Origin of the sequence: Actinokineospora spheciospongiae (genome assembly GCF_000564855.1) — a bacterium.
Classification (GTDB): Bacteria; Actinomycetota; Actinomycetes; order Mycobacteriales; family Pseudonocardiaceae; genus Actinokineospora; species Actinokineospora spheciospongiae.
Map to the genome: position 1 here is coordinate 1 of NZ_AYXG01000020.1, position 14,448 is coordinate 14,448.

Annotated in this window: 15 protein-coding genes; 9 read left to right on the plus strand and 6 right to left on the minus strand. The window is 72.9% G+C overall.

The features are described 5' to 3' along the window. Window positions 1-307: 307 nt before the first annotated feature. From UO65_RS02280 to UO65_RS02305, 6 genes are all read left to right on the plus strand, one after another. Window positions 308-1,639 carry an Nramp family divalent metal transporter gene (locus UO65_RS02280; RefSeq protein ID WP_035278258.1) on the plus strand — a complete coding sequence of 444 codons (1,332 nt, stop codon included), beginning with the start codon at window positions 308-310 and terminating at the stop codon, window positions 1,637-1,639. A 75-nt stretch (window positions 1,640-1,714) separates the two neighbouring features. Next, window positions 1,715-3,112, plus strand: a complete 1,398-nt coding sequence (locus tag UO65_RS02285) for a sensor histidine kinase (protein ID WP_035278260.1) — start codon at window positions 1,715-1,717, stop codon at window positions 3,110-3,112. Next, window positions 3,109-4,071 (plus strand): TAXI family TRAP transporter solute-binding subunit, encoded by a 963-nt coding sequence (locus tag UO65_RS02290; protein WP_035278262.1) that lies wholly within the window; start codon window positions 3,109-3,111, stop codon window positions 4,069-4,071. The genes UO65_RS02285 and UO65_RS02290 overlap by 4 nt, the downstream gene beginning before the upstream one ends. A 111-nt stretch (window positions 4,072-4,182) precedes the next feature. Continuing rightward, on the plus strand, window positions 4,183-5,067 hold the full coding sequence (locus UO65_RS02295; protein ID WP_035278264.1) for an alpha/beta fold hydrolase: 885 nt from the start codon (window positions 4,183-4,185) through the stop codon (window positions 5,065-5,067). Window positions 5,068-5,659: 592 nt separating this feature from the next. Continuing rightward, window positions 5,660-6,004 carry a MerR family transcriptional regulator gene (locus tag UO65_RS02300; protein ID WP_035278266.1) on the plus strand — a complete coding sequence of 115 codons (345 nt, stop codon included), beginning with the start codon at window positions 5,660-5,662 and terminating at the stop codon, window positions 6,002-6,004. Window positions 6,005-6,132: 128 nt separating this feature from the next. Then, complete coding sequence (locus UO65_RS02305; protein ID WP_035278268.1) at window positions 6,133-6,315, plus strand: hypothetical protein; 183 nt, start codon at window positions 6,133-6,135, stop codon at window positions 6,313-6,315. A gap of 45 nt (window positions 6,316-6,360) precedes the next feature. On the opposite strand, the gene UO65_RS02310 is transcribed toward UO65_RS02305, so the two are convergent. Then, window positions 6,361-6,975 carry a hypothetical protein gene (locus UO65_RS02310; RefSeq protein WP_035278270.1) on the minus strand — a complete coding sequence of 205 codons (615 nt, stop codon included), beginning with the start codon at window positions 6,973-6,975 and terminating at the stop codon, window positions 6,361-6,363. A 343-nt stretch (window positions 6,976-7,318) separates the two neighbouring features. Here UO65_RS02310 and UO65_RS02315 point away from each other — a divergent pair, with 343 nt between their 5' ends. Further along, the gene (locus UO65_RS02315) at window positions 7,319-9,415 is read left to right on the plus strand and encodes a catalase (protein ID WP_035278272.1); all 2,097 of its coding nucleotides are present in this window, start codon (window positions 7,319-7,321) and stop codon (window positions 9,413-9,415) included. Between the two features lie 264 nt (window positions 9,416-9,679). On the opposite strand, the gene UO65_RS02320 is transcribed toward UO65_RS02315, so the two are convergent. The 4 genes from UO65_RS02320 to UO65_RS02335 form a co-directional block, all read right to left on the minus strand. After that, window positions 9,680-10,090, minus strand: a complete 411-nt coding sequence (locus tag UO65_RS02320) for a hypothetical protein (protein WP_052020510.1) — start codon at window positions 10,088-10,090, stop codon at window positions 9,680-9,682. Window positions 10,091-10,094: 4 nt separating this feature from the next. Next, the gene (locus tag UO65_RS02325) at window positions 10,095-10,400 is read right to left on the minus strand and encodes a GNAT family N-acetyltransferase (protein ID WP_035278274.1); all 306 of its coding nucleotides are present in this window, start codon (window positions 10,398-10,400) and stop codon (window positions 10,095-10,097) included. After that, window positions 10,393-10,686 carry an MFS transporter gene (locus tag UO65_RS02330; RefSeq protein WP_035278276.1) on the minus strand — a complete coding sequence of 98 codons (294 nt, stop codon included), beginning with the start codon at window positions 10,684-10,686 and terminating at the stop codon, window positions 10,393-10,395. The genes UO65_RS02325 and UO65_RS02330 overlap by 8 nt, the downstream gene beginning before the upstream one ends. A gap of 164 nt (window positions 10,687-10,850) precedes the next feature. Next, a complete protein-coding gene (locus UO65_RS02335; RefSeq protein WP_052020512.1) occupies window positions 10,851-11,738 on the minus strand; it encodes a helix-turn-helix domain-containing protein in 888 nt (295 codons plus the stop codon). 157 nt (window positions 11,739-11,895) lie between these two features. Between UO65_RS02335 and UO65_RS02340 the strand changes: the two genes are divergently transcribed. Both UO65_RS02340 and UO65_RS02345 read left to right on the plus strand, forming a co-directional pair. Next, window positions 11,896-12,519 (plus strand): short chain dehydrogenase, encoded by a 624-nt coding sequence (locus tag UO65_RS02340; protein ID WP_052020514.1) that lies wholly within the window; start codon window positions 11,896-11,898, stop codon window positions 12,517-12,519. 123 nt (window positions 12,520-12,642) lie between these two features. Continuing rightward, the gene (locus UO65_RS02345) at window positions 12,643-13,383 is read left to right on the plus strand and encodes a dienelactone hydrolase family protein (protein ID WP_035278278.1); all 741 of its coding nucleotides are present in this window, start codon (window positions 12,643-12,645) and stop codon (window positions 13,381-13,383) included. Between the two features lie 17 nt (window positions 13,384-13,400). Here the strand turns inward: UO65_RS02345 and UO65_RS02350 are convergent, their stop codons facing one another. Then, window positions 13,401-14,300, minus strand: coding sequence for a dienelactone hydrolase family protein (locus UO65_RS02350; protein ID WP_233427406.1), 900 nt, complete (start codon window positions 14,298-14,300; stop codon window positions 13,401-13,403). Window positions 14,301-14,448 lie beyond the last annotated feature (148 nt).

A 14,448-nucleotide genomic window follows, 5' to 3' on the forward strand; every position in this document is an offset into this window, starting at 1 on the left:
CACATCCACCCAGCCGGGCACCACCGACAAACAACCGGGCCTGAGCCGAAGCGCGCGGCGAAGCACATCCACCCAGCCGGGCACCCACCACCAAGAGACCGGGCCTGAGCCGAAGCGCGGCGAAGCACATCCACCCACCCGGGCACCCCCACCAAACCCCGGGCTCGAAGCACAGGCACAGGCACAGGCCGCCCGGAACAGCCGCAGCGCGAGAGTCCTAAGAAACTGTGAAGATCGGCCTGGCGCCCCCGGCCCCCCGCCTACGGTCGTCGGCACGGCAACTCCGGCGCAACGAGGAGCAGGAGCCATGGAAACGTCACCGCAGGTCGCCCCGCCCACCGGAAGGGCCAGGTTCCGCGGCCTCGGCCCGGGGCTGCTCGCCGCGGCCACCGGCGTCGGCGCCGGGGACCTGATCGCCACCATGGTCGCCGGTGCCGAGTACGGCACCCTGCTGCTGTGGGCCGCCGTCCTGGGCACCGGGCTCAAGCTCGCCCTCGGCGAGGGCGTGGGCCGTTGGCACCTGGCCTCCGGGTCCACCCTGCTCGACGGTTGGCGCAGGCTGGGCCGCTGGGCCACCGGGTTCTTCGCCGCCTACATCGTGATCTGGGGGTTCGTCTACGGTGCCACCGCCATGTCGGCGGTCGGGTTGCCGTTGAACGCGTTGTTCGGCGGTCTGCCGGTGCGCGGCTGGGCGATGATCGCGGGCGTGGTGGGGCTGGTGCTGGTGTGGTTGCAGCGCTACCACGTGTTCGAGAAGTTCATGACCGTGCTGGTGCTGTTCAAGTTCGTGTCCGTGGTGTCCATCGCGGTCCTGGTCGCCCCGGACCTGGGGAACCTGGCGAACGGGTTGGTGCCGCGGTTGCCCGAGGGCTCGACGGTGTACGTGCTGGGGCTCATCGGCGGGGTCGGCGGCACCATCACCATGGCCGCCTACGGGTACTGGATGTTCGCCAAGGGTTGGCGCGGCACCGGTTGGCTGTCGATGATGCGGCTGGACAACGCGGTCGGGTACGTCATGACCGGCATCTTCGTGGTGGCCATGCTGATCGTCGGCTCGACCGTCCTGTTCGGGCAGAACCTGACCCAGTCCGACAGCGGGCTGCTGGTGCTGGGCACGGCGCTGGGGGAGCGCTACGGCGACTGGGCGCGGCTGCTGTTCCTCATCGGATTCCTGGCGGTGACCTCGTCGTCGCTGCTGGGGGTGTGGAACGGCGTGAGCCTGCTGTTCGCCGACCTGACCCGCACGATCCGGCTGCCGCACGGGCGCAAGGCCGACGTCGGCGCCGCCGCCGTGGTCGCCGGTGAGGAGGCCGTCGTGGAGGTGGAGCCGGAGCGGGCCGCCGGGTACCGGGTGTCGGCGGTCGAGCGGTCGCTGCCCTTCCGCGGCTACCTGCTGTGGCTGACGTTCCCGCCGATGGTGCTGCTGTTCCTGGACAAGCCGTTCGGGTTGACCCTCGTCTACGGCCTGCTCGGGTCGGTGTTCATGCCGTTCCTGGCGATCACCCTGATGCTGCTGCTGAACTCCGAGCGGATCGAGCGCGACGGCCGCTCCGGCTGGTTGTCGAACCTGCTGCTCGGCGCGTCGTCGGCGCTGTTCCTGGTGCTGCTGGTGTCGGACCTGGTGGAGCGCTTCGGCTGAGCCGGGCACTGCCATGCTGGTGCCCGAACCGGTCCGGACAGGGGAGCCTGGTGTGCCCGACGTGGCTGACGGCTGATGCGGCGGCGACTGCTGCTGGTGCTGCTGGCGTTCTCGGTGCTCGCGGTGGCCGGGTTCGCGGTGCCGCTGCTGGGCAGCACCGCGGCGAACCGGACCGGCGAGTTCGCCCGCTCCCGGACCGCGGACCTGGCCCGCTTCGCCACCCTCGCCCAGCAGGCCGTCGTCGAGGGGTCGACGGACGTGCTGCGCGCGGCGGAGGCGGAGGACCGGCTCCGCGCGGAGGTGCTCGCGCACACCGCGGTGTTCGGTGACGGTGTGGTGGTGGTCGACGCCCGCAGGCAGGTGGTCGTGGAGGCGGGGATGGGTGCGACCGAGCCGGGGGTGGTGGCCGCGGTGGACGCCGCGCTGCGCAACCAGCCCCGGCCCGCGCCGGACGACCTGCGGCCGTGGTCGGGCGGGGACCTGCTGTTCGGCCAGGCCGTCGGCACCGGCAACCGGGTCTCCGGTGCGGTGGTGCTGCGCTCGTCGGTGGGTCCGGCGGTCGCGGACATCACCGCGCGGTGGGCGGTGGTGCTCGGGGCCGCGCTGGCGGCGGCGGCCGCGTGCGCGCTGCTGGCGGTGCGGCTGGCGCGCTGGGTGCTGCGACCGGTGGCGCAGCTCGCCGACGGCGTGCACGCGGTCACCGCGGGCCGGGAGCGCGCGCACGTCGACGTCGTGGCGGGCCCGCCGGAGCTGCGCGGGCTGGCGGAGGGGTTCAACCGGATGTCCGACGCGCTGGCCGAGTCCGCCGCCCGGCAGCGCGCCCTGGTCGCCGACACCTCCCACCAGCTCCGCAACCCGATGACCGCGCTGCGGCTGCGCCTGGACGCGCTCACCGACACCGACCCGGGTGGCGCGCACGCGTCGGTGGTGGCCGAGGTGGACCGGCTCCAGGCCCTGCTGGACGGGCTGCTCGCGCTCGCCTCGGCGGACAGCGCCGCCACCGACCTCGCCGCGGCGGCCACCGACGCCCGCTGCGACGCCGCCCTGGTGTTCGCCGACCGCCTGGAGGCCTGGCACGCCGCGGCGGCCGACGCGGGGATCACCCTCGCCGGGCCCGCCGGGCTGGTCGCGGCGCTGCCGGTCCGCTGCGCGGAATCCGAACTGGCGCAGGTGCTCGACGTGCTGCTGGACAACGGGATCAAGTACGCGGGCGCGGGTGCGGCGGTCCGCTGGACGGGCTCGGTGGACGCGGACCGGGTCCGGCTGCGGGTCGCCGACGACGGCCCCGGGGTGGCCGGGGCCGACCTGCCCAGGCTCACCGACCGCTTCTGGCGCTCGGGTTCCGGCTCCGGGTCCGGCCTGGGCCTGGCCATCGCCGAGCGCCTGGTGACCGCCCGCGGCGGCCGGATGACAATCCACCCTGGACACCCCGGTCTCGTGGTGCTGCTCGACCTCCCGGCGGTGGCCGGGTGAACCGGCGTTCGGCCCTGCGGCTGGGCCTGGCCGCCCTGGGGCTCGGCGCGGTCGGCGCGGGCGCGGCCGGGCTCACCGGTCGCGCGGTGGGCGGCCACCGCGGTCCGGCCCGGTCGCTCGTGGTCGCCGCGGGTGAGCCCGGCGGCTTCTACGTGGAGTTCGCCTCGCTGCTGGCCGCCCGGCTCGACGCCGACCTCGGCGCGTCCGTGCGGCCGACCGACGGCTCCCGGAGCAACCTCGAACTCGTCCACGACCGCCGCGCCGACCTGGGCCTGGTCCTCGCCGACAGCGCGGCCACGGCGACCGGGGGAGGACCGCCGTTCCCCGCGCCCCTGCCGCTGCGCGCGATCGGCCGGGTGTACGAGAACTACATGCAGCTCGTGGTGGCCGAGGAGGACCCGGCCGGGGCGGTGGCGGACCTGGCCGGTCGGCGGATCTCCCTGGGCGCCCCCGGTTCCGGCGCCGCCCTGTTCGGCGAGCGGCTGCTCGCCGCGAGCGGCGTCACCGCCGCGGTCGACCACCGCTCGCTCACCGAGGCCGCCGCCGACCTCGCCGCGGGCAGGCTGGACGCCCTGCTGTGGTCCGGTGGCGTGCCCACCCCGGCCCTGGTCGCCCTCGCCGCCGCCCGCCCGATCCGGCTGCTCGACCTGACCGCCGCGCTGGCACCGCTGCGCTCGGCGCACGGGCCGGTGTACCAGCGGGTGGTGGTGCCGCCGGGCACCTACGGCCACCGCGCCGCCGTCGCCACCATCGGCGTCGCGAACCTCCTGCTCACCTCCCCGGCCCTGCCCGACGACGTGGCCGCGGCGGTCGCCCGGGTCCTGGTGCGCGCCGCCCCGGACCTCATCCCGCCGTCGGCGGTCGGCACGCAGTACCTCGACCTGCGCTCGCTCATCACCACCGCCCCCGTCCCCCTGCACCCGGGCGCGGCGGCGGCCTACCGCGACCTGCACGGCTGAGCGGGCCGGGACGGCGACCACCCGGCTCCGGGCGCCGTCCCGCCGCCGCGGGCGCCACGGGTTCCACCGCGGCCCTGGCCCCGCGCTGACCGGTGGGCCACACTCGGCGGTGTGTTCGACGGGTTCGCGCTGGAGCGCATCGATGTCGGCGGGGTCGTGTTGCGCGTGCGGCACGGCGGCCACGGGCCGCCCGTGGTGCTGCTGCACGGGCACCCCCGCACCCACACGACCTGGCACCGCGTAGCCCCGCTGCTCGCCGAGCGGCACACCGTCGTCTGCCCCGACCTGCGCGGCTACGGCGAGTCCGACAAGCCGCCGACCACCGCCGACCACGCGCCGTACAGCAAGCGCGCCATGGCGGCCGACGTGCGGGCGCTGATGTCGGTGCTGGGGCACGAGCGGTTCGCGGTCGTCGGCCACGACCGGGGGTCGTACGTGGCGTTCCGGCTCGCCATGGACCACCCGGCGGCCGTCACGGCCCTGGCCGTCCTCGACAGCGTCCCCATCGGGGAGGCCCTGGCCCGCTGCGACGCGAAGTTCGCCCACGACTGGTACCACTGGTTCTTCTTCGCCCAGCCGGAAATCCCGGAGCGGGCGATCCTGGCCGACCCCGACCGCTGGTACGGCGTCGGCGACCGGGCCACCCCGGAGGCGCTGGGGGCGGAGAACTTCGCCGACTTCCGCCGCGCCGTCCACGACCCCGCCACGGTCCGGGCGATGCTGGAGGACTACCGCGCGGGCCTGGGCGTCGACCGCGCCGCCGACGACGCCGACCGGGCGGCGGGCCGCGTCGTCGCCTGCCCGGTGCTGGTCGCCTGGTCCACCCGCGACGACATGGTCGACCTCTACGGCGACGTGGTGCGGGTGTGGCGGCCGTGGGCGCCCGACGTGCGCGGGGTGGGCATCGAGTCCGGGCACCACGTGGCGGAGGAGGCGCCGGAGCAGTTGGCCCGCGCCCTGCTGGGCTTCCTGGGCCCGGGTCACTCCGACGGGTGACCTGGGTCGGGCGTCGTGCCTGGTCAGCGTGCATCAGCCGGTCGTGCCACAAAATCTGTGCTGGCTGAGGTAGACATTGCTGGCGGTCCGGTGTAGTGTTCTTCTCGTAGCCAGAGAGACAAGGTCTGACAGGCACGGGAGATGACGGAACTGCCCGTGAAGTGAGACAAGCAGTGCAGAAGTGGGAACACCGGAAGTCGCAATATCGGCAGTTGCAGTGCGAAAGTGCAGTTGAACACCGCAAGACGCAGTACCGAAGTTGTAATACCAGGCAGTTGTAGTACCGCAGTTTCAGTAGTGCTGGTGAAAGTGCAGTTGCAGTACCGGCAAGTGATGTCCAGGTAATGTGAGAGAAAGGAAGGGTGGCATCATTGGATCGCCCGCGACGGTTGTCCCACGCCGTGCGGGTACCGCAGTCCCATCAGATTGGCAGGTGGTTCTCGGTTATCAACAAGCGATCCCCGGAAACGCCGTCCTCTGGACGGGCACGGGTACTTCAGTCCGGTCGCGAGACCGGTTGTCAATGGTGAAACCTGATTCCTTGCGGGCCCCGGCGCACAGCGCCGGGGCCCTTTACCCGTGCGGAGGCTCGATGATCCCAGACCAGCGAGACTCGGCCGCCCCCGGTGCGGCCGACAGGTTCGACGACGAGCACTACCCCGCCTACACCATGGGCCGGGCGGCGGAGATGATCGGGGCGACCCCCGGTTTCCTGCGCAGCCTGGGCGAGGCGGGCCTGATCGAACCGCAGCGGTCCACCGGCGGCCACCGGCGGTTCTCCCGGCACCAACTGCGGGTGGCGGCCCGCGTCCGGGAACTCGTCGACCAGGGCACCGGCCTCGACGCCGCCTGCCGCATCATCGCACTGGAAGACCAGTTGCACGAGGCGCAGCGCCTCAACGAAACCCTGCGCGAACAGCGCCCCGAGTCCCCCTGAAAGCCGCAGGTGGCGGTATTCACGAAGCTGTGGATTCCGCCACCTGACATCGGAGCGCGGGAACATGTGATCCTGCCGATTCCGCGCAAGCCTGGTCTGCGCGGGGTGGCGATGTCAAAATACCCGGCGTGCTCAGGAAACGCCCCTCGCCCCGGGAGATCGCCCGCGATCAGCTGTGCGCCCTCTACGAGGAGATCGGATACGACTCACCGGTCGAGCAGCGCTTGGGCCTGGGTCTGCTCGCGGCCCTCATCGACCTCACCGATCGGTTGGAAATCATCGGCACACCGGTCGACGACTCCCTCCGCTGACCACGGCCCCCGAATTCGCCGCACCTCCCGAATGCGCGGCGTTCCTCAGTGTCGGGGCCGCGTGCCGCCACGTCGTGCCGCAGCGGCTTCCCGGCGCAGCCGCGCGGTCTGCTCGGTGATCGAGTCCAGTCGGCCGGTCAACTCCGGGTGGTCCCCGAGGTGCGTGCGGGCATCGCTGAGCGGGGCCAGCAGCCGCTCCGGGTCGTTGTCCCCCAGGGCCGCGCCGAGGCGGTCGGCGTGCTCCCTGGCGGTGCCGCCCAGGTCGTCGAGCCCGTGGATGTGCGCGGCCAGCGCGCGCAGCACCCCGGCGTTGTCCTGCGCCCACCGCGACACCGCCCGGTCGCCCGCCCGCTGGTCCCGGCGGGCGTGGACCCGCTGCTCACCGGTGGTCTCCTCGCCCTCGATCGGCTGCAACCGCAGGTAGCGCCGCTCGGCGGCCTGCCTGCTGGTCACGCCCAGCGCGGGCGCCAGGTCCGCCCAGCTCGTCCCCGCCGCCCGCGCGGCCCCGATCAGCTCGGGCTCCCACCCGGCCATCCGCTCGCGCAGGTTCCGCAGCGCGGTCAACGCCCCCAGCAGCGATTCGGCGTCGGCCGTGCCCGCCCTGGCGTCGTCGAGGTCGCGCAGCAGCGCCCGGAGCACCGCGTCCGCACCCTGTGCCATATTCGTCATCCTTTCGATGACTCTCCTGTTGTCGTCACGACGACGACAGTGTAAGTGGTGTCCCGCAGCACGCCAACCCGCGCGGCACCGTCCCGACCGGGTGACCCCCGAGCGGTCCCGATGGCGCCGTTTGCCGTACTCGATCACGGGTACCCGGCAGGCACGGAACGTCGGGCCGACAGGCAGGCGCCCCGAGGACGTCCCACCGCCAGCCCACGACCTTCCGCGCCCGCACCGACCGCAATCCCGGGTGGTGCCGCCGATCCGCCCGGGGAGCACGAACCCCCCGACGGCCACGGGGCCACCCGCATCCCGAACCGAACACCGATGTTGGAGTGCAACTGTGCCCCCGAAGCGCCAGCGTGACCAAGCGGCTCCCAAGCCCACCAGCCCCACCGGGAAGACCGAACTCCTCGGCACGATCGGCGAGGACAGCCGCGCCCAGGCGGGGGAGTTCCTCACCACCGCGCAGGGCGTGCGGCTCCCGGACACCGACCACTCGTTGAAGGCCGGGCGCCGCGGACCCACCCTGCTGGAGGACTTCCACCTGCGGGAGAAGATCACCCACTTCGACCACGAGCGCATCCCCGAGCGGGTCGTGCACGCCCGCGGCGCCGCCGCGCACGGCACGTTCGTCGCCAACGGGCGGGCCGCGTCGGTCACCAAGGCCCCGTTCCTGGCGGAGAAGGGCCGCGAGACCCCGGTCTTCACCCGGTTCTCCACGGTCCTGGGGTCGCGCGGGTCGGCCGACACGGTGCGCGACACGCGCGGGTTCGCGGTGAAGTTCTACACCGCCGAGGGCAACGTCGACCTGGTCGGCAACAACATCCCGGTGTTCTTCATCCAGGACGGCATCAAGTTCCCCGACATCATCCACGCCGGGAAGCCGCACCCGGATCGGGAGATCCCGCAGGCGCAGACCGCGCACGACACCTTCTGGGACTTCGTCACCCTGCACACCGAGGCCACCCACCACGTGCTGTGGGCGATGTCGGACCGCGCCATCCCGCGCTCCTACCGGACCATGGAGGGCTTCGGCGTCCACACCTTCCGCCTGGTCAACGCCGACGGCGAGACCGCGCTGGTGAAGTTCCACTGGAAGCCGGTCGCCGGGGTGCACTCGCTGGTGTGGGAGGAGGCGCAGATCACCGCGGGCGCCGACCCCGACTTCCACCGCCGCGACATGGCCGACGGCATCGAGGCCGGGGCGCCGCTGGAGTACGACCTGGGCATCCAGGTCATGCCCGACACCGAGGACGAGACCTTCGAGGGCATCGACCTGCTCGACCCCACCAAGATCGTCCCGGAGGAGCTGGCGCCGGTCCAGATCATCGGGCGGCTGACCCTCGACCGCAACCCCACCAACTACTTCGCCGAGACCGAGCAGGTCGCCTTCCACACCGGCAACCTCGTCCCCGGCATCGACGTCACGAACGACCCGCTGATGCAGGCGCGGCTGTTCTCCTACCTGGACACGCAGCTCACCCGCCTCGGCGGCCCGAACTTCACCCAGCTCCCGGTCAACCGCCCGCACGCCCCGGTCAACGACATGCTGCGCGACGGCATGCACCAGACCGCGATCCACCAGGGCCAGGCCCCCTACCTGCCCAACAGCGTCGACCAGGGCCTGCCCCGCGTGGCGACGGAGGAGGAGGGCGCCTACGTCCACCGCCCCCGCCACATCGAGGGCGAGGCGGTCCGCGCCAACCCGGTGTCGTTCGACGACCACTTCTCCCAGGCCACCCTGTTCTACCGGAGCCTGTCGAAGGTCGAGCAGGTGCACGTCGTCGAGGCGTTCACCTTCGAGCTGGGCAAGTGCTACGAGCAGGCGATCAAGGAACGCGCCCTCTCCGTGCTGGCCAACGTCGACGAGGACCTGTGCGTCGCGGTCGCCGCCGGTCTCGGCCTGCCCGCCCCGAAGGGCAAGCCCGCCGCCGAGGTCGTGCCCTCCCCGGCCCTGTCGCAGATCCCGCCCGGCCCGGGCCCGATCACCGGTCGGGTCATCGGCATCTTCGCCGGACCCGGCGCCGACCTGGGCGGTGTCGAGAAGCTGGCAGGAGCCATCGAGGCCGCGGGCGCCATCGCCAGGGTGATCGCCCCCACCGGCGGCGTCATCGCCAAGGGCAAGACCACCCGGATCGTCGAGCGCACCCTGCTCACCACCCGCTCCGTCGAGTTCGACGCGGTGGTGGTCGCCGCGGGCCTGGGCGCCTTCCGCGACATCAAGCTCACCATCCTGCTCCAGGAAGCCTTCCGCCACTGCAAGACCATCGCCGCCTGGGGCGACGGCGACCAGGTGCTGACCGCGGCGGGCATCGACACCACCGCACCCGGCATCGTGCTCGGGGACAAGCCGGTGAAGACGTTCACCGCGGACCTGATCAAGTCGGTGGGCCTGCACCGGGTGTGGGAGCGCGCCGAACTGGTGATGTCCTCCTGAGCCCACCGGTGCTCGCCCGGACCCCCGGACCGGGCGAGCACCGGTGCGGCCCCACCCCTTGCCCGCGACGGCTGGCTTGTCACCCGTCCACACGCCCTTCATCGCGCTCAGCACGGCGACCGTCGTCATCCCCACCGTGGCCACCACACCCTCGCGAAGGGAGTCGATGACGCGGTGGTCGGCGTCGAGCACAGGTCGTGGAAGGCGGGGTGCATGTTGCCGTTGAGCGGGCCCCGGCCTCGCCCAGGACGGGTCCGCCGCCGGTCACGATGACCTCGGAGTGGGCAGGTCCGTTGTGGACACCGTGGGCCGCGAGCACGTCCTCCGCGTAGGCGATGAGCGGATCGCACACCGGGTCGTCGGGGGCGAGCAGCACGTTCCGGTCGTGGATCGGCCTGCCGTCGGGCAGTAGGTGCTTGTCGTGGCGCCGTGGGCGCGGCCGTCGACGCTCACGGTGTCCACGATGTACTCGGTGCCCGCGAGGTGGCTCTGCACCAGCACCTCGCGGACTTGGTCCGCGGCGGCCGGGCCTGCCGCGCGGACGGTGTCGACCATCTTGTGCTTGTCGCGCTGCGCAAGCGATTGCGCGGACCCGTCGGTGCGCAGCCCCAGCGCCTCGCTCATCCGGTCGGTCGGCGTGCCCCTCGTCCCCGCGCCCGGCGCGGAGCCGGTCACGGCGTCAGTCGCTGACCGAACTCCGGTTCTGGTAGGCCAGCTCCAGGTACTCCGGGTGCCGCCGCATCCACCCGGCGATGAACGGGCACGTCGCCAGCACCGCCGCCCCGCGCCCCTTGGCGTCGTCGAGCGCGGCCCGCGCCAACGCGCTGCCCACCCCCCGCCCCTCGAAGGCGGTGTCGACCTCGGTGTGCGGGAACACGACCAACCCCTCGCCGCGGATGTACTCCGCGAACCCGGCCACCCGCCCGTCCACCACGGCCTCGAACCGCCTCGACTCCACCACGTCCCGAACCTCTACATCAGCCACCCCGCGAACATACCCCGACCCGGACCGCCACCGCGGTCAGGGCGTTGGCCAGCGCGAAACCGGTCAGACCGACGACCAGCACCCCGCGCCTGCCGACCCGGTCGGCCACGGCACCGCCCAGCGGCGCGCCGACCAGGTAGGCCAGTGAGAACGCGGTCACCGACATCCCCACCACCCCGGTCGACACGCCGTACTCCACCGCGATCGCGGGCAGCAGGGGGGACACCACGAACAGGCCCGTCCCGATCACGAGCAGCGTCACGAACGCGACGGCGAGCGCGCCCACTCCGCCGCGACCGCCGAACTCGTCGACCGGATCGGCCCACGATCCCGCGACCGGCTCTCCGCCCTGCTGCGCGACCTGCTCCTCACCCTCGACCCCGCCCCGCGCCGCCTCCGCCGAACCGGCAACGGCCGCCGGTCACGGGTGACCGTCTCGACGGGCGGTCGTCAACCCTCACCCGCGAGCAGCGCCACCGCCTGCTGACCACCTTGTCCTTGCGTGTTCTCGGCCAGCAGGGCCAGCGCCGCCGCGGATGGGGAGCGCGGGTCCGCGCTGAACACGACCAGCCGCTGGCCGTCGTCGTCCGGCAGGGTCAGGAGTTCGTCGGACAGGGTCAGGTCGCCGACGAGCGGGTGGTGGTACTCGCGGTTGTGGGAGGTGCAGCGCCGGACGGGGTGCTCGGACCACAGTGTGCGGAACTCGGTGCTCCTCCCCAGGAGTTCGCCCACGAGTTCGGCGAGGCTGCTGTCACCGGGGTGCGCGCCCAGTGCCAGCCGGACGTCCGCCACGGTGTCCTTCGCCTTCTCCGGCCAGTCGGAGAACAGCTCGCGGGTGCGCGGGTCGAGGAAGAACAACCTCGTCCAATTGGGACGGTCGTCGACGCGTTCCGGTGCTTCGCGGGGGAGGTGTCCGGCGAGGAGGGCGTGTGCGAGGCGGTTCCAGGTCAGCACGTCACCGGACCGGCCCAGTACGAGCGCGGGGATGTCGCCGAGGGAGCCGACCAGCAGTCGCACGCTGTCGCGCACGTGCTCGGGTGCGGCGCGGGTGGGCGACTTGCGCCCGGGGCGGGTCAGGCTGCGGAGGTGGGTCCGCTCGTCCGGGGCCAGCCGCAGTGCGCCCGCGAGTGAATCCAGGACCGAGTCGGACACGTTGGCGCCGTGACCCTGTTCCAACCTGGTGTAGTAGCCGACGCTGATGCCCGTCAGCCGGGCCACTTCCTCGCGCCGCAGGCCGGGGACCCGCCTGCGTTCGTACGCGGGGAGGCCGACGTCCTCAGGCCTGGTCCGGGCTCTCCTCGACCGCAGGAATCCGCCGAGTTCCGATCGCTGGTCCACGCTTCGATCATGCCCCCGCCCGCGGGACTTCGCCTGCACCTGCCAGGTGCACCCACGGCGGGACCACCCCTGACCGGGCCTGGGCAGCGCCTCCGCCGCGCTGCGAAGGTGGTGGTCGTCGGGCGGGTGGTCCGACTCGTCGAGGAGGGGTGGGCAAGTGCGGGTGGTGGTGATCGGTGCGTCGGGCACGATCGGTGCGGCGGTGGTCGAGGCGCTGGAACCCCGGCACGAGGTGGTGCGCGCGTCCCGGGAGAGCGGCGTCCCGGTGGACATCGGGGATTCCACGTCCGTCGACCGGATGTTCGACGTCGTCGGCGGGGTGGACGCGGTGGTGTGCGCGGCGGCGCACGCGCGCTCGGTGGCGCTCGGGGAGCTGACCGGTGACCACCTCGGGGAAGCGCTGCGGGGCAAGCTGATCGGTCAGGCGATGCTGGTGTCGCGGTCCATCGCGCACCTGCGGGACGGCGGTTCCATCACGCTGACCGCGGGTGACTTCGGTCGGCAGGCGCCGGGCAGTGCGGTCGGCGTGCTGGTGAACGAGGGGTTGCAGGGGTTCGTCCGCGCGGCCGCGCCGGACTTGCCGAGGGGCCTCCGCGTCAACGTGGTCAGCCCGGGCTGGGTGCGGGAGACCCAGGTCGCCCTGGGGCTGGCTGAGCTGTCGGGTGTGCCCGCGCGCGTCGTGGCCCGGTCCTACGTCGATTGCGTGGAAGGCGGGTTCACCGGCCGGAACCTCTTCCCGGCGTCGAACCGCACGCCCCCCGCGCGCGGGGGGCGGCGCTGACGCCCGCGCGACAGTCCACTTGGACCGGTCCGCCGCGCTTCGGCGAGCGGGTGCGGTCCCGGCTGCGCCAGAATGGACCCGGCCCCCGGATGGGGGAGCCGATGCCCCCAGGGAGACAGCAGAATGCGACAGGACGTCCAGATCGACACCCCCGACGGCACCGCCGAGGCCACCCTGCACCTGCCCGAGGGCGACGGCCCCTGGCCCGGTGTGATCGTGTTCCCGGACGCCGGTGGCCCCCGGGAGACGTTCCGCGACATGGCCGACCGCCTCGCCGAGACCGGCTTCGCGGTGCTGCTGCCGGACGTGTACCACCGGGCCGGCAACTGGGAGCCGTTCGACATGGCCACCGCCTTCAGCGACCCGGACGAGCGCGCCCGCCTCTTCGGCCTCATGGGTGAGCTGACCAACGAGCGGATCATCGCCGACGCGGGCGCCTACGCCGACTTCCTGCTGGCCCGGCCGGAGGTCGTCGGCCCGGGGGTGGGCACCACCGGCTACTGCATGGGCGGCCGGATGTCGCTGCTGGCCGCCACCGCCCTCGGTGGGAAGGTCGCCGCCGCGGCCTCCTTCCACGGGGGTCGGCTCGCCGTCGAGGACGACCCCGACAGCCCGCACCTGGCCGCGGACGGCATCGAGGCCACCGTCTACGTCGCGGGTGCCGCCGACGACAGCTCCTTCACCGCCGACCAGGCCCAGTTGCTCGACAACGCCCTGACCATGGCCGACGTCGCGCACACCGTCGAGTTCTACCCCGCCCACCACGGTTTCGCCGTCCCCGACAACTCCACCCACGACGTCGACGCCGAGAACCGCCACTGGGAAGCCCTGGCCACGCTCTACTCGACCCTGCCGCGCGGCTGAGCCGTGCGGGGCGCGGCTCAGACCGGGCAGCGGAGTTCGAAGCTGACCAGGGTCGCGTCCGGGGCGGGCAGCGGGCAGAGGAACCGGGAGTAGCGGGTGTCCTCGTCCACGTAGCGCTTGAGCCAGGGGACGATGAACCGGGTGGCCGCGGCGGTGTAGCGGATGGGGGTGAAGTGGTCGCCCCTGAGCTTGACGTAGCCCTCGTCGGGCTTGTCGCGCAGGGAGGCGTACATCGGGTCGGCGTGGCGGGCGACGGGGGCGACGGTGTCGTTGTCGGTGCCGAGGACCAGGGTGGGGACGGTGACGGTGCTGAAGTCCGGGGAGGTGTTCCACGGCGTCAGGGGGATGGCGGCCTTCAGCGCCGGGTTCCTGCTCGCGGCGATGAGGGTGCCGCCGCCGCCCATGGAGTGGCCCATGACCGCGAGGCGGTTCGGGTCGACGCGGTCCTTGACCGGGGACCGCGCGGCCAGCCAGTCCAGGCCCGCCAGGAGTTGGGTGGCGCGGGCGTCGGGCTGGTCGAACAGGAAGTTGGTCTCCAGGGTCAGCACGACGAAGCCGTGCGAGGCCAGCGTGGAGCCGTACCAGGCCACGCTGAACTCCGGGCCGAAGAAGCCGGGGCTGACGACCACCGCGCCGTAGGTGCCGTGGGAGGTGTCGGTGGGGTAGTGGACGGTGCCCCGGTTGAACGCCCGGCCTGCCTCCGACGGCACGGTCCGCTGCGCGGTGGCGAACGGGCCCCGCTGCGCCTGGATCGACTGCTCGGTCGGGTCCGGCCCCTTGGCGAACGCGCTGGTGCCCGCCACGGCCACCGGCACCGCGGCCTGCCCGGCGAACGCCTGGGGGCCGAGGAAGGCCGACGCGCCCACGGCCAGTGCCGCGGTCAGCACCGCCGACCTCTTCACGATCTCACGACGCACTGGGGCTCCCGACGGCATCCGGTGTGGTTGTGGGGTGAACCGTAGGCACTGCGGGGGCGCGCGGGAAGGTGTGCGCCGGTTCTTTGCCGAAGGTGAGTGGGAACGACGGCCGATCGGCGCTTTCCCGCCCGAAAATCACCAACCCGGC